This is a genomic window from Mucilaginibacter sp. MD40 (genome assembly GCF_002288635.1).
Lineage (GTDB): Bacteria > Bacteroidota > Bacteroidia > Sphingobacteriales > Sphingobacteriaceae > Mucilaginibacter.
In genome coordinates, this window is sequence record NZ_NRSW01000001.1 from 25050 (window position 1) to 50777 (window position 25728).

25 protein-coding genes are annotated in these 25728 nt (G+C 46.2%); 12 read left to right on the forward strand and 13 right to left on the reverse strand.

What is annotated here, in order from left to right; translation table 11 throughout:
• Positions 1–78: 78 nt before the first annotated feature.
• The 9 genes from CKK33_RS00140 to CKK33_RS00180 form a co-directional block, all read right to left on the reverse strand.
• Entirely contained in the window at positions 79–879 is an 801-nt protein-coding gene (locus tag CKK33_RS00140; RefSeq protein ID WP_233138112.1) for a fatty acid desaturase, read from the reverse strand.
• Positions 806–1315: a WG repeat-containing protein gene (locus CKK33_RS00145; protein ID WP_143822869.1), complete on the reverse strand. Its 510-nt coding sequence runs from the start codon at positions 1313–1315 to the stop codon at positions 806–808. The genes CKK33_RS00140 and CKK33_RS00145 overlap by 74 nt, the downstream gene beginning before the upstream one ends.
• On the reverse strand, positions 1315–2166 hold the full coding sequence (locus CKK33_RS00150) for a 4-hydroxy-3-methylbut-2-enyl diphosphate reductase (protein WP_095702156.1): 852 nt from the start codon (positions 2164–2166) through the stop codon (positions 1315–1317). Before CKK33_RS00150 ends, CKK33_RS00145 begins: the two co-directional genes overlap by 1 nt.
• A gap of 103 nt (positions 2167–2269) precedes the next feature.
• Complete coding sequence (locus CKK33_RS00155) at positions 2270–2920, reverse strand: carotenoid biosynthesis protein (RefSeq protein WP_095702157.1); 651 nt, start codon at positions 2918–2920, stop codon at positions 2270–2272.
• Positions 2896–3990, reverse strand: coding sequence for a glycosyltransferase family 2 protein (locus tag CKK33_RS00160; RefSeq protein WP_095702158.1), 1095 nt, complete (start codon positions 3988–3990; stop codon positions 2896–2898). The genes CKK33_RS00155 and CKK33_RS00160 overlap by 25 nt, the downstream gene beginning before the upstream one ends.
• Before the next feature lie 2 nt (positions 3991–3992).
• A complete protein-coding gene (locus CKK33_RS00165; protein WP_095702159.1) occupies positions 3993–4610 on the reverse strand; it encodes a lysophospholipid acyltransferase family protein in 618 nt (205 codons plus the stop codon).
• 6 nt (positions 4611–4616) lie between these two features.
• The gene (locus tag CKK33_RS00170) at positions 4617–5240 is read right to left on the reverse strand and encodes a lysophospholipid acyltransferase family protein (protein WP_095702160.1); all 624 of its coding nucleotides are present in this window, start codon (positions 5238–5240) and stop codon (positions 4617–4619) included.
• Complete coding sequence (locus CKK33_RS00175) at positions 5237–6055, reverse strand: alpha/beta fold hydrolase (protein WP_095702161.1); 819 nt, start codon at positions 6053–6055, stop codon at positions 5237–5239. Before CKK33_RS00175 ends, CKK33_RS00170 begins: the two co-directional genes overlap by 4 nt.
• A gap of 64 nt (positions 6056–6119) precedes the next feature.
• Positions 6120–7334, reverse strand: coding sequence for a 3-deoxy-D-manno-octulosonic acid transferase (locus CKK33_RS00180; RefSeq protein ID WP_095702162.1), 1215 nt, complete (start codon positions 7332–7334; stop codon positions 6120–6122).
• A 63-nt stretch (positions 7335–7397) separates the two neighbouring features.
• Here CKK33_RS00180 and CKK33_RS00185 point away from each other — a divergent pair, with 63 nt between their 5' ends.
• From CKK33_RS00185 to CKK33_RS00205, 5 genes are all read left to right on the forward strand, one after another.
• Complete coding sequence (locus CKK33_RS00185; RefSeq protein ID WP_095702163.1) at positions 7398–8708, forward strand: UDP-glucose/GDP-mannose dehydrogenase family protein; 1311 nt, start codon at positions 7398–7400, stop codon at positions 8706–8708.
• Positions 8708–9688, forward strand: a complete 981-nt coding sequence (locus CKK33_RS00190; protein WP_095702164.1) for a UDP-glucuronic acid decarboxylase family protein — start codon at positions 8708–8710, stop codon at positions 9686–9688. The genes CKK33_RS00185 and CKK33_RS00190 overlap by 1 nt, the downstream gene beginning before the upstream one ends.
• 64 nt (positions 9689–9752) lie before the next feature.
• Positions 9753–10772 (forward strand): UDP-glucose 4-epimerase GalE, encoded by a 1020-nt coding sequence (gene galE / locus CKK33_RS00195; protein ID WP_095702165.1) that lies wholly within the window; start codon positions 9753–9755, stop codon positions 10770–10772.
• 17 nt (positions 10773–10789) lie between these two features.
• The gene (gene rfbB, locus CKK33_RS00200) at positions 10790–11842 is read left to right on the forward strand and encodes a dTDP-glucose 4,6-dehydratase (protein ID WP_095702166.1); all 1053 of its coding nucleotides are present in this window, start codon (positions 10790–10792) and stop codon (positions 11840–11842) included.
• A 2-nt stretch (positions 11843–11844) separates the two neighbouring features.
• Positions 11845–12588 (forward strand): tyrosine-protein phosphatase, encoded by a 744-nt coding sequence (locus CKK33_RS00205; RefSeq protein WP_095702167.1) that lies wholly within the window; start codon positions 11845–11847, stop codon positions 12586–12588.
• Positions 12589–12752: 164 nt separating this feature from the next.
• Here the strand turns inward: CKK33_RS00205 and CKK33_RS00210 are convergent, their stop codons facing one another.
• Complete coding sequence (locus CKK33_RS00210; RefSeq protein WP_095702168.1) at positions 12753–13994, reverse strand: ABC transporter permease; 1242 nt, start codon at positions 13992–13994, stop codon at positions 12753–12755.
• Between the two features lie 131 nt (positions 13995–14125).
• Here CKK33_RS00210 and CKK33_RS00215 point away from each other — a divergent pair, with 131 nt between their 5' ends.
• On the forward strand, positions 14126–14968 hold the full coding sequence (locus tag CKK33_RS00215) for a TlpA disulfide reductase family protein (protein ID WP_095702169.1): 843 nt from the start codon (positions 14126–14128) through the stop codon (positions 14966–14968).
• A gap of 54 nt (positions 14969–15022) precedes the next feature.
• Here the strand turns inward: CKK33_RS00215 and CKK33_RS00220 are convergent, their stop codons facing one another.
• Entirely contained in the window at positions 15023–15376 is a 354-nt protein-coding gene (locus CKK33_RS00220) for an iron-sulfur cluster assembly accessory protein (RefSeq protein WP_095702170.1), read from the reverse strand.
• 92 nt (positions 15377–15468) lie between these two features.
• Between CKK33_RS00220 and CKK33_RS00225 the strand changes: the two genes are divergently transcribed.
• The 3 genes from CKK33_RS00225 to dnaA all read left to right on the forward strand — a co-directional run bounded on the left by CKK33_RS00225 (position 15469) and on the right by dnaA (position 19305).
• A complete protein-coding gene (locus tag CKK33_RS00225; RefSeq protein ID WP_095702171.1) occupies positions 15469–15999 on the forward strand; it encodes a hypothetical protein in 531 nt (176 codons plus the stop codon).
• Between the two features lie 4 nt (positions 16000–16003).
• On the forward strand, positions 16004–17551 hold the full coding sequence (locus CKK33_RS00230; protein ID WP_095702172.1) for a methylmalonyl-CoA mutase: 1548 nt from the start codon (positions 16004–16006) through the stop codon (positions 17549–17551).
• A gap of 326 nt (positions 17552–17877) precedes the next feature.
• Positions 17878–19305, forward strand: a complete 1428-nt coding sequence (gene dnaA, locus CKK33_RS00235) for a chromosomal replication initiator protein DnaA (protein ID WP_095702173.1) — start codon at positions 17878–17880, stop codon at positions 19303–19305.
• A 110-nt stretch (positions 19306–19415) separates the two neighbouring features.
• On the opposite strand, the gene CKK33_RS00240 is transcribed toward dnaA, so the two are convergent.
• Positions 19416–20480 carry a polysaccharide deacetylase gene (locus CKK33_RS00240; RefSeq protein WP_095702174.1) on the reverse strand — a complete coding sequence of 355 codons (1065 nt, stop codon included), beginning with the start codon at positions 20478–20480 and terminating at the stop codon, positions 19416–19418.
• A 15-nt stretch (positions 20481–20495) separates the two neighbouring features.
• Between CKK33_RS00240 and CKK33_RS00245 the strand changes: the two genes are divergently transcribed.
• From CKK33_RS00245 to CKK33_RS00255, 3 genes are all read left to right on the forward strand, one after another.
• On the forward strand, positions 20496–21212 hold the full coding sequence (locus tag CKK33_RS00245) for a pyridoxine 5'-phosphate synthase (protein ID WP_095702175.1): 717 nt from the start codon (positions 20496–20498) through the stop codon (positions 21210–21212).
• 109 nt (positions 21213–21321) lie between these two features.
• Complete coding sequence (gene gcvP, locus CKK33_RS00250) at positions 21322–24231, forward strand: aminomethyl-transferring glycine dehydrogenase (protein ID WP_095705695.1); 2910 nt, start codon at positions 21322–21324, stop codon at positions 24229–24231.
• 107 nt (positions 24232–24338) lie between these two features.
• Positions 24339–24815: a response regulator gene (locus tag CKK33_RS00255; protein WP_233138113.1), complete on the forward strand. Its 477-nt coding sequence runs from the start codon at positions 24339–24341 to the stop codon at positions 24813–24815.
• Here CKK33_RS00255 and CKK33_RS00260 read toward each other — a convergent pair.
• Entirely contained in the window at positions 24812–25582 is a 771-nt protein-coding gene (locus CKK33_RS00260; protein WP_095702176.1) for an MBL fold metallo-hydrolase, read from the reverse strand. The two genes, CKK33_RS00255 and CKK33_RS00260, sit on opposite strands and share 4 nt — an antisense overlap.
• Positions 25583–25728: the final 146 nt, after the last annotated feature.

The following is a 25728-nucleotide window of genomic DNA, read 5'->3' on the forward strand; positions in this document are numbered from 1 at the left end:
TGAGGCCTATTGGATTGCCACTTTGATATATTCGTAGTAAAGTAGATTTCTCTCCTGTCAAATCATAGCAAAGATCAACTATCTTTTCGGCGGTTCCGGTGCCTGCCATAGTTTCCACCAGGGTAGCCAGGGCAGGTCATGGTGTTCGTAATGATAACCAAAAAAATAACAGCTTAAAAAAGCCAGCACATGGTTGCGCCGCAAGCTACGGGACTGGTGCCTATTATCATGTTCGCCCCTGTGAGGCAGGTAAGTACCAAAATAGAACAGTTGCAGGGTACTCAGCAACGAGGGCAATACCCAAAACAGCAGGAGGTTAGCCTGCGATATCCATATTTTTAATACATTGAATATAACAGCCATTACCACAATTTGCCATATAGAGAGGTAGTTGCGTATAAAACGCACATACCAGCTCAGGAAACTGCCGTGGTGATAGTCCGGATCTTTGTCCGTGTGTACATAATTATGGTGTTCGTGGTGCTTGGTATACAGTTTAGGGTACCAGAATGAGGCATATAAAAAAGTACTGATGAAGCCTATGGCCCTGTTTATCCATCGCTTTGGCGCAATAGAGCCGTGCATGGCATCATGCGCGGTAATAAAAAGCCCCGTATATAAATGAGTTTGGAGTAGTACAAACACATACAGCCAGGGGTTGGCAAAGTTAACCGGCCAGCGCATGAGCAGGGTGATAGATACCGCCCAGCAGGCTATAACTATTATAGCTACCAGCAGGCCCGTATATGTTGGTTGTTTTTGCAATGAACTATTTTGAGTGATGGTAGCAGTTAAAGCCCTTCTGTTATTTAACGCGCTTACCCTGCTTATCAATATAAAACCATTGGTTGCTTTCCCAAACGCTATGCTCCTGGTCAACAGCAACCGTTTTGCAGTTATTACTTACTTTGGCGCGGCCATTCTCAAACGGGAAAGCACAACCGAACTGCGGTTTAATTTTAATGTCGCCAAGGGTATCGGCGTAGCCTATTTTTTTGTTATCGCCTAAAATACGGTAATACCCGTCGTTAGCATAGTCGGGGCCATTATCAAACGGAAAGGGCTCAAATAGCACCCGCTCATCACGGTCAATGGCCACCATCCGGTTGTTTTTTAATACGAAAGCCAGGTTCTTAAAAGTATCGGTATAACAAAGCTGGTATTTACCTAAAGGGATAACGGTATCGTGGCTGGCATTCACATAGCCTTCACGGTTACCGGTGGCATCGGTTACTTTATACAGGTAGCCGTTATGCCCGGCTTTGCAGGCGGCAAGGCCTATCACTATCAATACCAGCCAAACCCGCATACGCATTAATATTTTTCCAGTTCGGCCTTTACCTGCTGCATCAGCCACATAGGGGTTGAGGTAGCGCCGGCAATGCCTATGGTATCATTAGGATTAAACATTTCCGGCTTCAACTCGCTTACCGCCGATATGAAGTAGGTGTTGGGGTTATGCTTTTTGCAAACCTCATACAGCACTTTACCGTTTGATGATTTTTTGCCCGATACGAATACCACTTTATCAAACTGCACCACAAACTTTGGCAGGTCCTTATCGCGGTTGCTTACCTGCCGGCATATAGTATCATTGGCCTTTACCTCGTAGCCACGCGCAAGCAGCTGGTCTTTTACATCGTAAAACTTATCCATGCTTTTGGTGGTCTGGCTGTAAAGCGTAAAACTGGCGGGTAGTTCCGCGTCTTCCAGTTCGGCAATATCCTGGAAAACCAATGCTTCATTATTGGTTTGCCCTTGCAGGCCAATCACCTCGGCATGGCCGTGCTTACCAAAAATGATGATGTTCTCGTTATTATCGTATGATGTTTTAATCCGGTTTTGCAGTTTAAGCACTACCGGGCAAGAAGCATCAATTAAGGTAATATTATTTTCAAGCGCTACGCGGTAGGTTTCGGGCGCCTCGCCATGCGCGCGGATCAGCACCTTTTCGTTATGCAGATCGTTCAGCTGTTCGTGCCCGATAATGCGCAGCCCTTTTGCTTTCAGGCGCTCTACTTCCTCATCGTTATGCACAATATCGCCCAGGCAATACAGGTAGCCGTCCTCTGCCAGTATCTCTTCGGCCATATCAATGGCATACACCACGCCGAAACAAAACCCGGAATCCTGGTCAATAGTAACCTTTAAGTTGTATGAGCCCATTTATGCAAAAATACTAAATGCTAAGTTGTAAACACTAAACCTTAAACGCTAAATTCTGAAAATAGTGTCAGATAATTTTGAGCCTCTATTTACGTTGTTATGCTCACCCGAGCAAATTTAATAATCCGAAAAACACAAACTGCGTTATCAGGAGCACCGGTGCGGCAAGGTTTTGCTTTTTAAATTTAAAAGCTTCAAAAATAAACAGCATTACAGCGCTCACCAGAAACCAGCAGCCATAGTTTTTAAGTGGGATACCCCTATCCAGCCATTGCCAGTAATCAAACCTTATAGCTACGGGCTCAATGAGCCAATCCAGCAATACCAGCAGGGCGGCCCCAAGCAGTACTCTTAGCAAGCGGCTCCTTAAACGGGTATATTGCATGCAAACACCAGCCGCGTATACCAGCAGGAACCAGTTTACCCCTATCAGTAGCGGGATATCCAGCACCTTGTACCCCAGCGTTTTGCCGTAGCTGTAATGGCCAAATAACCAGTAGCCGTGTACGCCCAGCCATTCGGCAGTAAAACCCAGCAGGGCCGTGAGCAGCGTAAAACCAATAAATTTGGCATCAAACCATTTGTGCGATGCCATGATCACCAGCAGCATGAGTAACAGGTGCCAGGGCACCATCTGCTTGAAAAGCGGTTGCCAGGCGTGCACAGCAAAGCCAATCAGCCCCACCAAATGGAACAGTATGATAATGAATATGGAGATGCCGGCTGGCTTTATGATATCTTTCTGCCTTTCCATACGGTTGCTTTAGTAAGGTGTTTTTGTATCGCTAAAAAAGCAATAACGGCCAGGTTAAACATGTGCACCGGGTGCAGCAGCAGGTTAAGCCATGTGTTTTGCCCCGCCGACAGCGAGATCATTACCCTGGTGAGGATAATAAGCCCGACGATCTGGCCGATGAGCGGCAAGTCCCCTGTACTGATAATGAGCAGCGGGCCGCCAACTACCAGCACAATATACATTAAAAACATAGGGATGCTGTAATTGAACGGCGCCATAAAATTTTTACTGAACCCGTTTACCGCGTCGGTGTAATTGGTATACATGCGGCAGCTAATCATGCCGTTGGCCAGCAAACCTTCGCCGCTGTAACCGTAGGCTTTAATGGTTTTCATGATCTCTACATCCTCCACCACTTTGCTTTTTACCAGTTGGTGCCACTGGTGGCGGTGATATAACTCGGCATCAAACAGCATAAACTGCCCGCTCGCCGCCGCTACCGATGCCCGTTTCTTTACCAGGTATATCAGCCGCAGGGGTAATAAATTCAACAATAAAAAGTGCATTAACGGTACCACCGAGCGCTCGCCTATGGTATCCATTTCCTGGTTGGCAAACAGGCTTAACAGGCAAAGCTTACGCAGGTACATACGGTGCACAGCACTGTTGATAAGGCTTTTGTACACTTTCTCATCAGCATCTAAAAAAAGCAGGAAGCGCCCCCGGGCGTGCTTAGCCAACTGGTGACAAGCGTAATTCTTCCCCATCCACCCTTTGGGCAGCGGCTCGCCCTTTATTACCCTGAACTTAGGGTGTTCAGCGGCAAATTGGCTGCAAATGGCGTAGGTGTCGTCGTCAGAATCGTCATCAAGGATAATTACTTCATAATCGCGGTAATCCTGTTCATGTATGGATTGCAGCAGGGTAAGTATATTTTCGGCCTCGTTGCGCGCCGGTATCAGGATAGATACCAGGTCGGTATAATGATTAGCGATGTGCGGCAGCTTGGGGTTTGATATAAAGTTGAACAGGGTAACCGTAAACCGAAGGATGATGAAAAAGAATACAATATAGATGGCTACGATCACTTTTATATACTGATTTGAGTTTGCTGTTGATGAGCGTTAATGTAATGCGCTTTATAGGCTGCCTTCAGATCACTGATATCCCCGCCCGCGTCAATGGTTTTTAAGTAAACGTTGGCGACCGGCTTTTTGTGCTCAAAATTTTCTACAAATGTCGCCGAAAGTACGGTTTGATAATTATCGCCCGCGTTTTTAAGGATATGCGAAAGGCCCTTCTCAAAGTGCACTTCATCGGTAAAGTTAGAATACAGTTTACCCTGGGGGAATATCAATACCAGGTTATCCGGATCCTGTAACATCTCCGCGGCAAAATTAAGCGATTGCAATATTTCCCGCGAACCTTTTTTTACAGAGAAAGCCCCCATATATTTAAAAAAGCCCACTTTTTTAGCCGTTTCCTCTATCACCATCACATGAAAGCGCTTGCCGAAAAGGCGGTGGTTGAGGTAATACATCAGGAAACCATCCCACCAGCTAAAATGGTTGGCCAGCAGCAAAACAGAGCGTTCAGGATCGATCTGTAGCTTATCATAATTCACCGCATAAAAGTTGCGCTCTACTATGCGCAGGATGTAATGGTGAAAAAACCATGTGATAAACCTGTTCTTTTTCGGGTAGATCATGGCTGGTTAATGCGCTACGTTTACCTGGGCGGCAAGCGCCTGTTGATGAAAGGCGTTTATTTTCTCTGAAAGCTCCGCGAAGCTTACCTCACCGGCAACACCACAATCAAACAAATGGAAATATACTGATGGCTTAAGGCTTTCAAAGTAATCAATCAGCGCGCAGTTATACACGATCTGGCAGGGGCCTTTAATGTTGCGTAACAGGAGTTCGATACCGCGCTCTACCTTTATCTCGGTAGTGTGGTTGGATATGAGTTCGCCCTGCGGAAATACCACTACCAGGTTCTCGGGGTTGGCCAGCAGACCCGCCGCGTATTGAAGAGATTTGATCATCTCGCGCGACTGCCGGTTGATAGAGAAACCACCGAACAGGTTCAGCAACATCCTTTTTTGCAGGTGGTCTTCCTGCATCATGATATACAATTTGCGGTGCAGGTGCCAGTAAGCCAGGTAATTCCCCCAAAGGCCATCCCACCAGCTAAAGTGGTTACACAGCAGCAGGATGGAGTGCCCGGGCTTTGGCGTAAACGGCATTACCTCTAAACGATTAAAGGCCTTGCGCATGCGGTAGCGCATGTATTTGGCAAACCAGTTACTGAAAAGGGTTACTCTGCGGGCGGGTATCATTGTGGTAAATTAACTAAATAATCGTCCAGTTGTTTGGTTACCAGCCAGTGGCCCATATCCACCTCGTGCACCCCGGCATTTTTTAAACTGCTGATAAAAGGCAGCGCCGCTTTTTTAGGGAACAAATTATCGTGCTTGCCAAATACCAGCGTGCATTTGATATGATGCTGATTAATAAGGCTGGCGACTTTCTGCACATCCGGCTTTAGCAGGCGGATGAGGTTAAGCGTATAATAAACATCCAGCCGTTTTTTCTCCGTATCTATCTCGTTATAGGCAATGGTATAAAGGCTATCGTCAATAAAATTTACGCGCTTTAAATTTTTAAGCAGCGAGGGCGCCAGCCATTTGCTTTTGGTAACGGTTTTAAACAGGTATTTACCCCAGGGTTTGTGCAACAATATCTCAAAGCCTTTGTAAACGGCGAGGCCGTCAGGTGCCATCAGGATGATCTCATCGATCATTTCGGGGTACTCTTCGGCGAGTATGAGGGCCAGGTTAGCACCTATAGAATATCCCATTACCGAAAAACGCTGTTTGCCATGCAGCTTAAACCATTCTTCGACATAGGCTTTTATCATGTGGCGGGGCATACCTGCGAGGATCTTTTGCTCGGGCCAGTTATTCAGTTCACTTTCGCCATGAAAAAAATGGTCGAAACCGTAAACATGAAAATTCTTCAACATGGATTTTTCGAGCACATGGAATTGCCTCCCCGTCATCCCGTAGCCATGAAATGCCAGCATAGGCTTATCGCCACTACCATATTCGTGGTAATGCGCCCTGCCTAAGCCATCAATATCCAAAAAACCCATAGGTGGGCAATATTAAGAAAATGTTAGTGAATTGGCCTTAACAGGAATGAAACTGCACCTGTAATTAGTGTCGCTTTACTAAGTAATCCATTATGGCTTGTGTAGCGCCCACGTTATTTTTCACATACTCTTTAGCAATTTGTGCTGCCGTGAGCCTTTCCTGCCCGTTACGCATCAGGTTACCGGCAACTCTATCCAGTTCTTCCTTCGTACTTATGCTAAACGCACCTTTAAGCTCAACCAAATCGCGTGCTTCCTTAAACTTATCATACCGGGGGCCAAATATTACCGGCATACCAAAAGCCGCCGCCTCAAGCGTGTTGTGTATACCCGCGCCAAAACCACCGCCTATGTAAGCTATATCGGCATATTGGTATAGCGAGGAGAGCATACCAATGTTATCTATAACAAGATTAGAAGTTAGAGATTGAAGATCAGATATCTGTGAAAATTTCAATGTCCTGTCTGCAGGCAGCAGGCTCATTAGCATTTTGATCTTATCTTCCCCTACTTCATGCGGGGCAATGATGAATTTCCAGTCGGGGTGCCGGGTTATAAGGTTGGCAATTAGCTGCTCGTCCTGCGGCCAGGTGCTGCCGGCAATAAAAAGCTTTTGGCCAGCTTTAAAGCTTTCAATCTCCGGTAAATTCTTTGGCTGCCGCGCGTTGGCCCACACCCTGTCAAACCGGGTATCGCCGCTTATGGTTACATTGGTTACCCCAATATCATGCAGCAGTTGTTTTGATTGCGCATCCTGGAGAAAGAACCAGGTAACCATTTTCAGCATTTTGCGGTGCAGGCGGCCGTACCATTTAAAAAATACCTGCCCCGGTCTAAAGATGCCGGATATAATATATAATGGAATATGCTGCCGATGTAACTCGTTAAAAAAGTGGTACCAGTACTCATACTTGGTAAAAATGGCCATTTGTGGCTTTATGGTGCTGATGAACTGTTGGGCATTGGCCGCCGTATCAAGAGGTAGGTAATAAACGTGGTTTGCCAGTGGGGTATTTTTGCGTATCTCGTAGCCCGAAGGAGAAAAAAAAGTAATAACAATGGTTTGCAAGGGGTACCTTTCCCGCACTGATTCCAATACCGGCCAGCCCTGTTCAAACTCGCCCAGCGAGGCAAAGTGGAACCATATACAACTTTCCAGGGGCTGTATTTGCTGGTTTTGGCGGCCATTTATCCACAATTTCGCCTTATTAGAAAAAAGAGAAAACAAACAGGCTATCCGGTGGTATAGGTTGATGCCGATGTTATAAATGAAAAGCATTTTTTAATGTTAATAGTATTATCTTCGTCGGGCATAAAAGTAACAAATAACAAATCATAAGCTATGAAAATTGCTGTAGTAGGTACAGGCTATGTTGGGCTGGTAACCGGTACGTGTTTAGCAGAAACCGGTAACCAGGTTACATGTGTTGACATTAACGAACAAAAAGTAAAAATGATGCAGGAAGGTAAGGTTCCTATTTATGAACCGGGACTTGAACTGCTTTTCCATCGTAATATCAGTCAGAAGCGTTTGCTGTTTACCAGCGTTCTTGCAGATGCCATTGCCGACGCGCAAATTATTTTCCTGGCGCTGCCCACCCCTCCGGGAGGCGACGGTTCTGCCGACCTGAGCTACGTGCTGGGTGCGGCAAAAGACATAGCTAAACTGGTTACAGATTACAAAGTAATTGTTACCAAATCAACCGTGCCTGTGGGTACAGCCGATAAGGTAAAAGCGGTGATCAAAGAAAACACCAATATTGAATGCGCTGTAGTATCAAACCCCGAGTTTTTACGCGAAGGTGTTGCCGTTGAGGATTTCATGAAGCCCGACCGCGTGGTAGTAGGTACTACTGATGAGCGCGCGCGCAAATTAATGGGCGAGCTTTACGCGCCTTACGTGCGCCAGGGTAACCCGGTTATTTTTATGGATGAGCGTTCGTCAGAACTTACCAAATACGCAGCTAACTCTTTCCTGGCTACCAAAATATCTTTCATGAACGAGATTGCCAACCTGTGCGAACTGGTAGGCGCCGATGTGGATATGGTACGCCGCGGTATAGGTTCTGATAATCGTATAGGTAACCGCTTCCTGTTCTCAGGTATCGGTTATGGCGGCAGCTGTTTCCCTAAGGATGTGCAGGCGCTGGCCAAATCATCAGAAGAAAACCAGTACGATTTTAAAATTCTTAACTCGGTAATGGAAGTTAACGAAATACAAAAAAAGGTACTGGTACAAAAAGTAAAAAAATATTACAACGGGGATATAAAAGGCAAGCATTTTGCCATGTGGGGACTTGCGTTTAAGCCTGAAACTGATGATATAAGAGAAGCACCTGCCTTGTATATTATTGATGAACTGCTGGCGGCCGGCGCTACCGTTACGGTTTATGACCCTGAAGGGATGAACAATGTTAAAGCGCTGGTTGGCGATAAAATCAATTATGCTGCAGACCAATACGAGGCGCTTGATAAAGCCGACGCGTTACTGATTGTTACAGAATGGTCGGTATTCCGCACACCTGATTTTGACCGCTTGGTTGAACTGCTGCCAAGCAAGGTGATTTTTGACGGCCGTAACCTTTACGACCTGCAAAAAATGGTCGACTTAGGTTTTTACTATAACAGTATCGGACGTAAAATCATTAGCTAATGGCGCGTAAAAGAGTATTAATTACCGGTGCGGCAGGCTTTTTAGGCTCGCACCTTTGCGATAGATTCATTAAAGAGGATTTCCATGTGATAGGTATGGATAACCTCATTACCGGCGACCTACGCAACATAGAGCATTTGTTTAAACTGGAGAACTTTGAGTTCTATAACCACGATGTATCTAAGTTTGTGCATGTGCCCGGCGAATTGCATTACATCCTGCACTTTGCCTCACCTGCCAGCCCTATTGATTACCTGAAGATCCCTATCCAAACGCTAAAGGTAGGCTCATTGGGTACGCATAACCTGCTGGGTTTGGCACGTGCTAAAAACGCGCGTATGCTTATCGCGTCCACATCCGAAATATACGGCGACCCTACCGTTAACCCGCAGCCCGAAGAATATTGGGGTAACGTAAACACGGTTGGCCCGCGCGGGGTGTATGACGAGGCTAAGCGTTTCCAGGAATCCATCACCATGGCTTACCATACCTTCCACGGTTTGGAAACCCGTATTGTACGTATATTTAATACTTACGGGCCGCGCATGCGCCTTAATGATGGCCGTGTGCTGCCGGCCTTTATCGGCCAGGCTTTGCGTGGCGAGCCGCTAACCATGTTTGGCGATGGCTCACAAACCCGCTCATTCTGCTATGTTGACGACCTGATTGAAGGTATTTATCGTTTGCTGTTTAGCGATTATGCTCAACCGATGAACATAGGTAACCCTGACGAGATCACCATACGTGAATTTGGTGAAGAAATTATCAAATTAACCGGTACCGATCAGGAAATGATCAGCCTGCCCCTGCCTACAGATGACCCTAAACAGCGCAGGCCGGATATCACCAAAGCAAAAGCTATTTTAGGTTGGGAACCTAAAGTAGCAAGGGCAGAGGGTTTAAAGATCACTTATGAATACTTTAAATCGTTACCCGAGCACGAAATAAAGCATAAGGACTTTACGTACTACAACAAATAAATTTTAAGAAATATTATTTGTAACGGATATTAACCGTTATTTTGACGGTTAAAAACTTCATCGCATGAAAATTTTAGTTACCGGCGGCTTAGGTTTCATTGGCTCGCATACTGTTGTTGAACTGGTTAACGCGGGTTACGATCCCGTAATAGTTGACGACCTATCCAACTCAAACATTAAAATATTAGACCAGCTAACTAAAATACTGGGCTTTACACCTGTATTTCATGAGCTAAACCTTTGCGACGAAACCGCGGTAAGCAAACTGGTACAAGATGAACCTGATATTGGTGGCATTATCCATTTTGCGGCGTCCAAGGCTGTGGGCGAATCGGTGCAGAACCCGTTAAAATACTATTACAATAATTTTTATTCGCTGATAAACTTATTAAGGTTATACGGCCATAAGCCGCTCAACTTTGTATTCTCATCCAGCTGCACGGTTTACGGGCAGCCGGATGTTTTACCGGTAACGGAAGACGCCCCGGTGAAAGCCGCTGAATCGCCTTATGGTAATACCAAGCAAATTGCCGAAGAAATTCTGCGCGATACTATTGCCGCCGGCAGCAAATTTAATGTTATTGCCCTGCGCTACTTTAACCCGGTAGGCGCGCACGAAAGCGCGCTGATTGGCGAGCTGCCTAACGGCGTACCGCAAAACCTGGTGCCATTTATTACGCAGACCGCTATTGGCAAACGCGAAAAGATCACCGTTTTCGGCGACACCTACAACACGCCTGACGGCAGCTGCATACGCGACTATATACATGTGGTTGACCTGGCCAAAGCACACGTAGCGGCTTTAAAACTAATGGAAACAGCAGATTTTAAAGGGTATGATGTGTTTAACATTGGTACAGGTAAAGGTTCTTCGGTATTAGAGGTTATCAACGCTTTTGAGCAGGCTACCGGCGTAAAGCTGAACTACCAGATAGGACCGAAACGCGATGGCGACGTAGAACAGGTTTGGGGCGATGTTACAAAATCTTCCGAAAAGCTGCACTGGAAAGCTGAGCTTGACCTGAACACCATGATGGCATCTGCCTGGGCATGGGAACAATACATAGCGGCCAATCCGCTTTAAAAATTGAGCTATATACCATGAAAAAAATTATCATTACCGGCGGCGCGGGCTTTATAGGCTCGCATGTAGTAAGGCGTTTTGTAACCAACTATCCCGATTATCAGATCATTAACCTGGATAAACTTACCTACGCCGGTAACCTGGCCAACCTGAAGGATATTGAACATGCGCCTAACTATCGCTTTGTAAAAGGCGACATTGTGGATATTGCATTTATCAACAGTCTTTTTGAGCAGGAAAAACCGGACGCGGTTATACACCTTGCTGCCGAATCGCATGTAGACCGCTCCATCACCAACCCGCTGGAATTTGTGATGACCAATGTGGTAGGCACCGTTAACCTGCTTAACGCGGCTAAAAACCTGTGGAAAGGCAATTACGAAAACAAGCGTTTCTACCATGTATCAACCGATGAGGTGTATGGTACCCTGGGCGAAACAGATATGTTTACCGAAACCACGGCTTATGACCCGCACTCACCCTACTCGGCCTCTAAAGCAGGCTCGGACCACTTTGTGCGCGCCTACCACGATACCTACGGCCTTAACACCGTTATATCCAACTGCTCAAATAACTACGGCTCGTACCATTTTCCTGAAAAACTGATACCGCTGGCTATCCATAACATCACCCAAAACAAACCGGTACCGGTGTACGGTAAAGGCGAGAACGTGCGCGACTGGCTGTGGGTAGAAGACCATGCCCGTGCTATTGATGTGATATTCCATAAAGCCAAAGCAGGCGACACCTATAATATTGGCGGCCACAACGAGTGGAAGAACATTGACCTTATCCGTTTGCTTTGTCGCATCCTTGACCGCAAGCTGGGCCGTGCGGAAGGCGAATCGGCTAAACTCATTACCTTTGTAACAGACCGCGCCGGGCACGACCTCAGGTATGCTATTGATGCTACCAAGCTAAAGAACGAACTGGGTTGGGAGCCATCCATTACCTTTGAACAGGGCCTGGAGAAAACCGTTGACTGGTACCTGGACAATGAGGAATGGCTTAATGATGTAACCAGCGGGCATTACCAGGATTATTACAACGAGCAGTACGCTAACCGATAGAGATGTTTGGATTATTTAAGAAGAAGCAAGCGCAGCCCGAAAGAATTAGCAACCTTAGTTACAGCAGCATTGGTGTAGACATGCACTCACATGTTTTACCGGGCATTGATGATGGGGCACAAACGCCTGAAGAATCTATTGTGCTGATCAAAAAGATGATGGAGCTGGGCATAAAAAAAATTATTGCCACGCCTCACATCATGATTGATTTTTACCGTAACGATGCCGAAAGCATCAATAACGCGCTTGACATATTGAAAGAAGAGCTGGTTAGGCAGCAGATTGATATTGACATTACCGCCGCTGCCGAACATTACTTTGATGAAACTTTTGAAAAAAGGGTAACAGACAGAAAGGTAATGACCATGGGCGACAACCATGTGCTGTTTGAACTTTCATTCATTAACCAGCCGCCAAACGTGATACCGGTGATAGAAAAGATGCGCGAGATGGATTATAAACCCATCCTGGCCCATCCCGAAAGGTACAGCTATATGACCATTGAACAGATGCAGAACCTCAAAAGCTGGGGTTGCGATCTGCAGCTGAACACCATATCGCTTACGGGTTACTACGGTAAGCACGTACAAAAAAAGGCCGAGCAAATGGTGGATGCCGATATTGTTGACTTTATCTCAAGCGACATGCACCACCCACGCCATGCCGCCGCTTTTGAGAAAGCCCTGCAAACACCCTACCTGGGAAAGCTGCTAACCAATTACCCGTTAAAGAACAGTACTTTGTAGATGTGCAGATATGCAGATTTTAAATGTGCAGATTTCAGATGTGCAGATGATAAAAAGAAATGCCGCTTGATCACAAGCGGCATTTCTTTTTTTAGCATGTTTATCATAAAAGGAATCTGCACATCTGAAATCTAAAATCGTAAATCCCCAAATCTAAAATCCAATCATTCGTATCTCAAAGCTTCAACCGGATCAAGCCTGGAGGCTTTTTTTGCAGGATAAAATCCTGATGAAAGGCCAATAATGGTACACAGGGCTATGGCGGCGAAAAGCCAGAACCATGGCACTACAAAACTCCCGCTTATTTGCACTGCTATTAAATTACCTACGGCCATACCCAATATAATACCACCTACACCTCCTATAAGACATATCACAATTGCCTCTATCAGGAACTGCCTGCGTATAACGGACGGTGTTGCCCCGATTGATTTCCGCAAGCCGATCTCGCGCGTACGCTCCGTTACAGAAACCAGCATAATATTCATTAAACCAATGGCCGCGCCCAGCAAAGTAATAATGCCTATAGCAAAGCCGGCGGCGGTCATGCCGGTAATTTGGCCTGAAAGTTCCTGTTGTATGGAGTCGCTCCGCGATATTTCAAAGTTATCGTCCTGGCCTATGCGCAGCCCCCTGATGTTCCGCATCAGCGAGGTAGCCTCGCCTATACTGGCATCCAGCACATCGGCGCTCGGCACGCTGATGGTAATAGCGTATGAAAGCTTTCTTGAAGTATCAGCAATGGTACGGGCTTTGGCCAATGGCACAATGCAAAATTTATCGCCACCAAAGCTGTTACTACCCTTGGACGCTACCACGCCAATAACTCTGAATTTATTGCTGCCCAACAAAATAGATTTATTGATGGGGTCTTCATTCTTAAACAATTTCTTTTTTACCTCGTCACCTACGATCACCACATTGGCGCCATGCTCCAGCTCCGAGGCCGAAAAATTGCGCCCAAAGGCCAGCTTATGTCCTTTAATGGCCAGGTAATTATCATTACTGCCGGTTACCGAAATATTAGGGTTTGATTTAATGCTATTATACTTGGCTACAGCGGTACCGGTAACATTAAGGTCGACACTTACTTTGGCGGGCAGTTTATACAGCTTATCGAAACGCTCGGCCTGCGCGTAGGTAATAGCCGGATAAATTTTGCGGTGCCCGCCGTTACCAAAGCTGATACCGCTACCCCTGTTCTGTAAAGTAAAGGAATTGGCGCCCAACCCGGCAAAAGCATCATTAGTGTATTGCTTTATACCTTCAATAGCGGTTAATATACCCACCAGCGCCATAATGCCAATGGCAATAATAAGCGCGGTTAACGAGGTACGTAAACGATTACCGCCAATAGATTGCAGGGCAATGGAGATGTTTTCGCGCAGGCTTGTTTTAACGGCCATTATCTATGATATAGGGAATTTGCTGTTTTTGACTACCGGTTACAGGGTTTTGTTACATGCCCTGGATTTATTTGTTTAAGTTATCAAAATACAGCAAAAAACCATAGCTTTAACAATACCAAACCCGCATCATGAAAACTGTAAAACTCCTGCTCATCTTAAGTTGCATTACACTGGCAAGCCGTGCGCAAAACATCACCCGTTCTAACGTTAATTTGAACGAGCAAACAGTTGTTACAGACTCCACCGGCAAAGTACTGCCCTACACCTACTGGCACGAGCGACTTATAAGCGGCAACTATTCGGTTAGGCAAAGCATTAAGCGTGTAAAGGATGGTCGTACAAACACCGTTAAAAGCGACACAACGGCTTTTGTACTTACCTGGCTTGACGAGGCAGGCAGGAAACGCCTCGCCGAATACAGAAAAAACTTTGAAGCCGAACATCCCCGCGTTGCACAGGAACAAACCAATGGCGGTGTAGTTGCAAAGCCAAAAGCGGCGTACACCTATGTGCCTACCCGTTTGCCCCGCACATCTGAGGGCTTTGTAAACGGCGAGCCGATGGAGAGCTTCAAGGAAAAAACTATTGATGGTAACAAGATAGACCTGAAAGCCTTAAAAGGTAAAATTGTAGTGCTCAATTTTTGGTTTATCAACTGCCCGGCCTGCAGGGCGGAGATGCCCGAACTTAACCAGGCAGTGGCCAATTACAGCACCGACCCGGACATTGTATTTGTTGGCCTGTGCCTTGACCAGGGCTGGGAGATCAAAGATTTCCTGAAGAAAACACCATTTAATTTCCAACACATTGCCGACGCCCGGTATTATGGCAACAAATACAAGGTAAGCCTCTACCCTACCACCGTAGTACTGGATAAACAAGGCATAGTGCGGTTTAACTGTGTGGGCATGGATAATACCGGCTACTGGATAAAGAAAACCATAGAGGATATTAAAACTCAAGCTATGTAAAACAAAAAAGGCGCCTTATCGAGGCGCCTCTTATATCATATGTCTGTTGGAATGTTATACCGAGAATGATGAACCGCAGCCACAAGTACTGGTGGCATTAGGGTTGTTAAAGGTAAACCCGCGGGCGTTAAGGCCGTCCTGGAAATCTATCTGCATACCGGCAAGGTACAAGCCATGGGCTTTGTGCATAAAAACACGTATACCTTCTATATTATACTCCTGGTCGCCGTCTTTTTTCTGGTCGAAGCCTAAAACGTAGTTCATGCCGGAGCAACCGCCGCCTTCAACACCTACACGCAGGCCAAAATCGTCTCCAATTTCCTGCTGTTCTTTTAGTTTAAAAAGTTCTTTCACCGCGCCTTCGGTAAAAGTTACGGGGGCGGTTAATGTTTCAACAGTAGCACTCATCTTATTTTTATTAAACTATACAAATATAAATCTAAAATACGGATTTTTGTCGCGACCACATTATTTATGACCTCTGCCTAACAGAAACCATTATGGCCAGTTACACATATTTGTTCGATATTTTAAAATACACCATTGCCGGTGTAGGCGTTATCTATATTGCGTTTTACCTGTTTAAACCTTACATGGATAAAGCGCATAACCTACAGGCCCTTGAACTGCGCAAGGCCATCAGCAACCAGACGCTGCCGCTGCGCCTGCAGGCCTACGAGCGGCTGGTGCTGCTTATTGACCGTATTGACCCTGCCAATCTGCTCATCCGCCTTAATGCCAACGCTTACAGCGCTGCCGAATTGTATAATATCATACTCAACGAGGTCCGTACCGAGTATCAGCACAACGTTACCCAGCAAATATATGTAAGCAGCCAGGCATGGGCCGCTGTTAAACGCATCAAGGATGATACCGTTAACCTGGTTACCAATGCCATGCAGGGCCTGCCACCCAATGCCACAGGGCTGGATATGGGCAAAACCATCCTCAACCACCTCGCAACATTGGAAAACAACCCCTATGAACTGGCTACAGCCATCGTAAAGAAAGATATGGACCAAATATTTTAACCCAATGGCTGATAAGAAATTTACCACAACCTCCGGTATTACCTTTAAGGAAGTCTATACGGAGCCATCGGGCATGCAAGAGCTGCCCGGCGAGTTCCCGTACACCAGGGGTATACAAAAAGACATGTACCGCGGCAAACCCTGGACCATGCGCCAGTATGCCGGTTTCTCTACTGCTGAGGAATCAAACAAGCGTTACCATTACCTGCTCAGCCAGGGTACTATGGGCCTTTCGGTAGCCTTTGACCTACCTACGCAGATCGGGTACGACAGCGACCATCCCCTCGCCGAAGGCGAAGTGGGTAAAGTTGGCGTGGCTATCGATTCGTTAAAGGATATGGAGATATTATTTAATGGTATACAATTAAAGGATATTACCACCTCCATGACCATTAATGCCACCGCCTCCATCCTGCTGGCTATGTATATAGCACTCGCAAAAAAACAGGGCGCGGACATTAAACAGATCTCGGGCACTATACAGAACGATATATTAAAGGAGTATGCCGCGCGCGGCACCTATATATATCCACCGTCGCCATCCATGCGGTTAATCACCGATATATTTGAATACTGCAGTAAAGAGATACCTAAGTGGAACACCATATCCATATCCGGCTACCACATCCGCGAAGCGGGCTCAACCGCCGTACAAGAACTGGCTTTTACGCTGGCCAACGGTAAAACCTATCTTAAAGCCGCGTTAGAAAAAGGTTTAGATATTAATGTATTCGCCAAACGCCTGTCTTTCTTTTTTAACTGCCATAATAATTTCTTCGAGGAGATAGCCAAATTCCGCGCGGCGCGTCGGATGTGGGCAAACATTACCAAAGAACTGGGCGCAACCGACGCGGGGGCGCAAAAGCTGAGGTTCCATACGCAAACCGGCGGCTCAACCCTTACCGCGCAGCAACCCATGAATAATATTGTGCGGGTAAGCAACCAGGCACTTGCAGCGGTACTGGGCGGTACGCAATCGCTCCACACCAACGGGTACGATGAGGCATTATCTTTACCTACCGAAGCGGCAGCCAAAATTGCCCTGCGCACCCAGCAGATCATCGCCTTTGAAAGCGGCGTTACTGATACGGTTGACCCATTAGCGGGATCGTACTTTGTAGAAGCGCTCACCAATGAGTTAGAAACAGCCGCCTATACCTATATAGATAAGATAGACGCCATGGGCGGTTCGGTAAAGGCCATTGAGCAGGATTACATGCAGCAGGAAATAGCTGCCGCCGCTTACGAGTACCAAACTGATATTGAAAGCGGAGCCCGTACATTGGTCGGCGTAAACAAATTTACCCAGCAAGAAGAGGTGAACCCGCCGGTATTCCGTATTGACGACTCCATTCGGGTACAGCAAACACAAAAGCTTGAGGCCTTGAAAAAAGAGCGCGATAACAGCAAAGTTGAAACCGCTCTGCAAAGTTTAAGGCTTGCCGCCGAAGGTACAGATAACCTGATGCCGTATATTTTAACAGCGGTGGAGTGCTATGCTACCTTAGGCGAAATTGCCGACGAATTGCGGAAAGTTTTCGGAGAGTACTAAACGGAGAAAAAATTGCGTAATAAGAGAAAAAAATCAACTTAAAAAAGATTGATTTTATTGCAACATTTTAAACCTTTTCGTTGTTGAAACTCGTAATAATGCCACAGGATAAAACAGGGGCCGTTTTTTCGCCTTTACCCGCGAAATATAATAAAAATATGTATTTACACTACAAAAAAGGCCTTTTTTTTAGAAAATATATTTGTTAAAAAAGTTCAAATTTTATTTTTTAATCCGCTTTTTTTTAGAATATTCGATGTTCCGTAACGGGCTGTAACGCCCGCATATGGGGAGACTGGAAATCAAGAAATTACTGATACTTCATTATGGAAAAAACTTGTACTAACGTTTGGAATAGCTGCCTTCAGATCATAAAAGACAACATACCGGCACAAAGCTTTAAAACCTGGTTTGAGCCAATTAAAGCTTTACGGATGGAAGGAAGCGTCCTAACCATACAGGTACCAAGTTTATTCTTTTATGAATGGCTTGAGGAGCACTACGTAGGTTTGTTGCGCAAAACCATTAAAAAGCAACTGGGCGATGAAGGCCGTTTGGAATACAATATAGTTGTAGAGCAATCGTCGTCACCAAAGCCCTATACTACCAACATGCCCTCAAACGGAAACGGTGCCGAAGCAAAGAACCAGTCTATGCCGATACCTATTTCTATTAATAAAGACATTAAGAACCCGTTTGTAATACCGGGCCTTAAAAAGCTGAACGTTGACCCTCAGCTTAACCGCAACTACACTTTCGAGAATTTTGTAGAAGGCGATTGCAACCGTTTGGCCCGTTCTGCAGGTTATGCCGTAGCGGCAAAACCCGGCGGCACCTCGTTTAACCCTTTAATGATATATGGCGGTGTTGGTTTGGGCAAAACCCACCTGGCACAAGCTATTGGTAACGAGATAAAACGTACCCTGCCCGATAAACTGGTATTATATGTAAGCTGCGAAAAGTTTACCCAGCAGTTTGTTGACGCGCTTAAGCACAATAACATTAACGATTTTGTGAACTTCTACCAGGCGATAGACGTGCTCATTATGGATGATGTACACAACTTCGCGGGTAAAGAGAAAACACAGGATTTCTTCTTCCACATTTTTAACCACCTGCACCAAAGCGGCAAACAGCTGATCATTACATCAGACAAAGCCCCTAAGGACCTGGCTGGTTTAGAGGAACGTTTGCTATCTCGTTTTAAGTGGGGCTTGTCTGCAGATCTGCAGGTTCCGGACCTGGAAACCCGCATGGCTATCCTCAAGAACAAGATCTACCAGGATGGCATCGAGCTATCACATGAGGTAGTGGAATACGTAGCCCATAACATAGACAATAACGTACGTGAGCTGGAAGGCGCTATGGTATCTTTACTGGCGCAGTCAACCCTTAACCGCAAGGAGATAGACCTGAACCTGGCCAAGCAAATGCTGAAGAATTTTGTAAAAAATTCGGCTAAGGAAATTTCAATGGAATACATCCAGAGCCTGGTTTGTGAGTACTTTGAAGTACCTATTGAGATGGTTAAATCGCAAACCCGCAAACGCGAAATTGTACAAGCCCGGCAGATATCTATGTACCTGGCTAAAGCACATACCAAAAGCTCATTAAAATCTATCGGCCATTTCTTTGGCGGCCGCGACCACTCTACCGTAATTTACGCCTGCCAAACTGTTGAGGACTTAATTGATACCGATAAGAAGTTCAAAGGCTACGTGGCCGACATCCAAAAGAAGCTAAAAATGTCATAACCGGTTATAAATCATATCAAAAGCCCCGCTAATGCGGGGCTTTTTTGTTGAAGGCCATTAATACCAGCAGTCGGAGCGAAAACCTTATATGTGAGGCGCGAAACGAAATACTATCTGTTTACATCGGCTTCTTCTTCCACTGTTTCCCGCAGGTCATACAACAACCATTGTTTTTTAGCGATGGATGGCGCTTTTTGCTTTAAAAGGTTAATAAAATCATTCACCCCCACCGGTTCATTACCATTACCATGTATCAGCACAATACTGCCTGCCTGTGGCTGCTGGCCTTTGGCCAGCCAGGCATCGGTACCGATAGGTATCAGCCCGAAACCGGTAATTTTATAGACCAGTTGCTGGTCTGAGACCAGGCCCGGGAACCTGAAGAAAACCGAAGGCAGCAGACCATTGGCCAGCATCAGCTTTTCGGTTTCCAGCACTTCGGTATTTATATTAGTGCCGGGCTCCAGTAAAAAGTTAGTTTTAAGCGGCGCGGTAGCGCTAACCCTATGGTTGTAGGAATGGTTTACCCAGGTAATGTATATCTGGCGTTTAGTCTGCAGGTCTTTAAGCCAGTTAAGGTCGGCCAGGTGGTGCAGCATCCACAACCCGCTAACGGATAATGCGATGGGTACCGGCCGCTCCACTTGCCTGAAACCGCTAATGATATCTACAAAAATACGCCTGTCAAGCGGCCGGTGTGATGGGCACAGGTCGGCAGTAAGGCTGATACCTGTTTCCTGCGGTATCCCGCGCTCAATACCGGCATCCTGTATGGTTACAGAATGTTTTTCGGCACTTTGCAGGGCTTTCACATAGGCGGTACTGGCAAACAGCTTGCGCGCCTGCTCTACAGATAAAGGCTTCACCCGGTAAAAGCCAGCCTCGGTTACCTTGGTTTGCAGCGTTTGCGGGTTCACCATCAGGTAATAAGGGCGGTTGTTATTCTCAAAGCTGCGCAGCACCAGCCAATCCTGCGGGTATAAATGTGCCCATCCGTAAAAAACCTTGTAATTGGTTATGCGTGTATAATTGGCCTGGCCAAAAGCATAAGTGCTAAATAAAATAATGAGAGCGGTAAGGATATATCTGGTAGGGCGCATATGTTCCAAAAAAGCAATAAGCGTAATTTTGTTTGAATTGTTTATGGTGTAATAGTGATATTTGCGCTGCATCATTAATTTTTTCTGCTTATGACAAGGTTATCGGTAAATATCAATAAAATAGCCACCTTACGCAATTCACGTGGCGGTAACAACCCCGATCTGATACAGGTTGCCAAAGATTGCGAAAATTTTGGCGCGCAGGGCATCACCGTACACCCGCGGCCCGATGAGCGACATATCCGTTATAATGATGTTTACGAACTGAAAAAAATTGTCACTACCGAATTTAATATAGAAGGTAACTGCCAGGAACAAAAATTTGTTGACCTGGTGCTGGCTGTTAAGCCTGAGCAGGTTACCCTGGTGCCTGACGCCCTGGGCCAGATCACCTCTAACCACGGCTGGGACACCATCAAGAATCAGGATTATTTAAAGGAGATCATCTCCGTATTTAAGAATGCGGGCATACGCGTTTCTATATTTGTTGACCCGGTGGTGGAGATGGTGGAAGCGGCCGCCACTACCGGCACCGACCGTATAGAGCTTTATACTGAAGCTTACGCGCATCATTATCTCCATAATAAGGAAGAAGCTATTGCCCCTTATGTTAAAGCTGCCGAAAAGGCTCACCAACTGGGTTTAGGTATTAATGCCGGTCACGACCTTGACCTGGAAAACCTGAAATATTTCGCGGAGAACATCCCCGCGCTTGACGAGGTGAGCATTGGCCACGCGCTCATCAGCGACGCGCTGTACTACGGTTTGGAAAACACCATACAAATGTACCTGCGCCAACTGGTTTAGCGGATAGCCTGCCTGCTTGTAAAAGCATTGTCACTATCACATTACCGCATTGTTATTGAGCCCGCAAAACGCTACCTTTGCGGTAAATTTTAAAGGCACCCCTTTTTCAATGAAGCTGAATATCAATTACCAGGAAAAATTCCAGGAAAGGCACATCGCTCCTAACCAGGCCGACACCGAAAAAATGTTAAAAACGATCGGTGTTCATTCACTTGACGAACTGATTGACCAAACCGTCCCGGCGCGCATCAGGCTGAAAAACCCGCTGAACCTTCCAGCTGCGAAAAGTGAATTTGACTACCTGAATACGCTTAAACAAACAGCTTCAAAGAACAAGGTATTTAAATCATACATAGGCCAGGGTTATTATGATGTAATTGTGCCCGGCGTTATCCAGCGCAACATTCTTGAAAACCCCGGATGGTATACCCAGTATACCCCATACCAGGCGGAAATAGCGCAGGGCCGTTTACAGGCTTTGCTGAACTACCAGACCATGATCATTGATCTTACCGGTATGGAAATTGCCAACGCCTCTTTACTGGATGAAGGTACCGCGGCGGCAGAGGCCATGTTTATGCAATACAGCCTGCGCAAAAACCAAAAAGCCAACGTATTTTTTGTGAGCGAGGAACTGTTCCCGCAAACTATTGATATCCTTAAAACCCGCAGCGAACCTTTCGGTATAAAACTACAGATAGGCGACCACCGCAATGTTGAACTCACCGAAGATATGTTTGGTGCCATAGTTCAATACCCGGCAGGTAACGGCGAGGTGTATAACTATAAAGACTTTGCTTCGGCTTTACACGAAAAAAACATTAAACTTACCGTCGTTGCCGACCTGATGAGCCTGGTGCTTTTAACGCCTCCGGGCGAGTGGGGTGCCGATATTGTTGTCGGTTCTTCTCAACGCTTTGGCGTACCAATGGGCTTTGGTGGCCCGCACGCGGCGTTCTTTGCTACTAAAGAGGAGTACAAACGCTCTATCCCCGGCCGTATCATTGGTGTAACTATTGACAGCGCGGGCAACTATGCCTTGCGTATGGCGCTGCAAACCCGTGAGCAGCACATCCGCCGCGATAAAGCGACTTCAAACATCTGTACCGCGCAGGCACTGTTAGCCATTATGGCCGGTATGTATGCCGTGTACCATGGCCCGCAGGGCTTGAAACTGATCGCGGAGCGTATCCATGGTTTGTCGGTATTGCTGGCTAAATCATTAGCCGATCTGGGCTACGAGCAGCAAAACAAAGCTTACTTTGATACCCTGAAATTTGACCTGGGCGAATTGGTAGGTCCGGTACATTCAGAAGCTTTAAACAACGAAGTGAACCTGCACTACAATGGTTCGGTTGTTACCATTTCACTGGACGAAACCACTTCGGTAAAAGATGTAGAAACCATCGTTCGTTTCTTTGCCAAAGTAAAAGGCAAAACCCTTAACGATGCCAACTTTGATGCACATAAAGAAAACGTAGAGGGCGTTATCCCATCGGATCTGCAACGTACTTCTGATTTCTTAACCCACACGTTGTTCAACACGCACCACTCTGAGCATGAGATGCTGCGTTATATTAAATCATTAGAAGCAAAAGACCTTTCGCTTTGCCACTCCATGATCGCCTTAGGCTCATGTACCATGAAACTGAACGCGACCACCGAAATGGTACCCGTTACCTGGGCAGAGTTCAGCAAAATGCACCCTTTCGCGCCAACCGACCAGGTAGGCGGCTACATGCAGGTATTTGATGAGCTGAACAAATGGTTGAGTGAGATCACCGGCTTTGCATCCATGAGCTTGCAGCCAAACGCCGGTGCACAGGGTGAGTATGCGGGTTTAATGGTTATCCGCGCTTACCATATGGACAGGGGCGATGGCCACCGTAACGTGGCGTTGATCCCGGCATCGGCACATGGTACCAACCCTGCTTCGGCAGCTATGGCCGGCATGAAGATCGTTGTAGTTAAATGCGACGATAACGGTAACATTGATGTAGCCGACCTTAAAGCGAAAGCCGAACAGTACAGCAATGACCTATCCTGCCTGATGGTGACCTACCCATCTACACACGGTGTATTTGAGGAGTCGATCATCGAAATATGTGAAACCATTCACCAGCATGGCGGCCAGGTATATATGGATGGCGCTAACATGAACGCGCAGGTAGGCTTAACCAGCCCGGCCACTATTGGCGCCGATGTTTGCCACCTTAACCTGCACAAAACCTTCTGTATACCACACGGTGGTGGCGGTCCCGGTATGGGCCCTATCGGTGTGGCTAAACACCTGGTTCCGTATCTGCCCGGCCATGCGGTTGTGGATATTGATAACGGTAAAGCTATTCACGCGGTATCAGCAGCGCCATGGGGTTCTGCATCTATCTTATTGATCTCTCACGCCTACATCGCCATGATGGGCGGCGAGGGTTTAACCAATGCCACCCGTTACGCTATCCTAAATGCAAATTATATCAAATCTCGTTTAGAGCACCACTACCCTGTGTTGTACACCGGCGCCAACGGCCGTTGCGCGCACGAGATGATATTAGATTGCCGCTCTTTCAAACCTTTCGGTATTGAGGTTACGGATATTGCTAAACGCTTAATGGATTACGGTTTCCATGCGCCAACGGTATCGTTCCCGGTTGCGGGTACGGTGATGGTTGAGCCAACCGAATCTGAGCCTAAGCATGAACTTGACCGTTTTTGCGATGCCATGATCTCTATCCGCCATGAAATTGACGATGTAGAAAAAGGCCTGTCAGACAAAACAGACAATCCACTTAAAAACGCGCCGCACACTGCCGCTGTAATTACCGGCAACGAGTGGGAGCATCCATACACCCGCCAGAAAGCGGCTTACCCGCTGCCTTACGTAGCGCAGTTTAAATTCTGGCCATCTGTTGGCAGGGTAAATGACACCTATGGCGACCGTACGTTGATCTGCTCTTGCCCTCCGATTACTGATTATGAGTTTGAAGAAAGTGAAGTAACCACGCCTGAATACGGCACCTGAGCATAAATATCTAATTGTTTTTCAGCACGATAAGCGCCGGATAACCATATTTGCGGAGCCTTCCTTTAACGGGAAGGCTCCGCTTTTTTAAACGATTTTAATAAAAAATGCGTTTTACAACCAAAAGGGGTAAAACCTTTTTTAAGTTTGATACGTATAATGATACTATGAGCCCTAATAACGACAAAACCGTAAGCGTTTTATTGGTTGATGATGATGAGATTAACAACTTCATTTCGATAAAGTTGATCAAGAAAGCTTTGACCAATACGGATATTATGGCCTGCCTGAACGGTAAATTTGCTATTGACCAGCTGTTAGAGATACAGCAGAACGACCCGAACAAACTACCCGATTATATCCTGCTGGATATTAATATGCCGATCATGAATGGCTGGGAGTTCCTGGACGAATACAAACGCCTCAATATTGATCCGCTGGCAAAAACCAAAATCTATATCATTTCTTCATCAGTGTTTAGTAATGATATTAACAAGGCGCGCTCCTACCCGCTGGTAAAAGATTTTATATCCAAGCCTCTGAACGTTGAGAAAATAAAAGAGCTTTTCGGGGTTTCTCTTTAGATAGCGTTAACGGTAAACTGCTCGCCATTGTAAGTAATGGTTCCTGCTGTAATATTACGTGAATGATAAAACAGGCATATATCGCCTTCAGCAGCGGCTTTTTTTCCGTATTGGATGCGTAATTCGGCAGAACGCTGTCCGTCGTAGTCATATTTCGCCACAAACTTCCTGATCAGCTGTTCGGGTTCCGGCAGTTCATCGCCGCCAAAGAACACTTTTTTACCTTCAAACTCCATCCAAAAAACCTGGTGAAATTTGCTGTGCCCTGCCGATAGCTCATAGCTTATACCCGGTTTATACTCACCGTCGCCATTAACAAAATCAATAGTAGCGTTTTGCTGTAAAGCCTCAAATATCTCTTTATGGTATGAACTTGATTTACCGGTCAACGCGAAATCAAACTCCTGGCGTTGTATTACATGGCGTGCCTGCGGAAAGCTGGGCAGCAACTGACCTCCTCGCTCAACCACCAAACCTCCTGAGTGGTCGTAATGCAGGTGCGACATCAGTACCAGCGTTACTTCTTCGGGCTCAAAACCCATATTACGGATATTCTGGTGCAGTATCAACTCGTCACGCGTATCCTTGTAGCCCAAACCGGCGTCAAGCAATATCAGATCATTCGCGGTTTTGATCAGGAACGGGTTAACATGGATAAATAACGAACCCGGGCGGTCCTTACGGTTATCTGTTTCTGGGTTAAACGGAATAAATTTCTTTGTACTGTCAACCGAGTAAGAGCCTTCGCTCAGGGTGTAAATTTCCATACGGCAAATATACGATGTAGGCCTTTAAATGCCCTGTTCCGGCGCTTTTATATGACAATTGCCTTGCTTTACCTGTAACGCCTCGGCGATTTAAACGTCTATTATCATAGAGCAAAAAAATAAATTTCAAAAATAAATTTGCATCT